Raw genomic sequence first — 334 nt, forward strand, 5'->3', positions numbered from 1 at the left:
CCTCGACGAGGAGCAAGACATGACCGTCCGGACCGACACCCAGGGCTCCGTCACCGCCGTCTACAAGGTGAGCGGCATGAGCTGCGGACACTGCGAAGGCGCCGTCTCCGGCGAGATCTCCGAGATTCCCGGGGTCGACTCGGTGAAGGCAGTCGCCACCACCGGCGAGGTCACCGTCGTCTCCGCGGCCCCGCTCGACGAGGAGGCCGTCCGCGCCGCCGTCGACGAGGCCGGCTTCGAGCTCGTCGGCCCCGCCTGACGCCGCCGGCGACTCGTCCCGGCGCCAGGACGGCTCGGCCTGGCGCCAAAACGACACGCCCGAGCCCACGAGACT

Annotated in this window: 1 protein-coding gene; it reads left to right on the plus strand. The window is 72.2% G+C overall.

Features of this window, described 5'->3' with window-relative positions:
• The first annotated feature begins 19 nt into the window (after nt 1-19).
• Nucleotides 20-259, plus strand: coding sequence for a heavy-metal-associated domain-containing protein (locus tag J0695_RS41120; protein WP_206969908.1), 240 nt, complete (start codon nt 20-22; stop codon nt 257-259).
• Nucleotides 260-334: the final 75 nt, after the last annotated feature.

The sequence above is a fragment of the Streptomyces beijiangensis genome, assembly GCF_017315755.1.
In the GTDB taxonomy this organism is placed as follows: Bacteria; Actinomycetota; Actinomycetes; order Streptomycetales; family Streptomycetaceae; genus Streptomyces; species Streptomyces beijiangensis.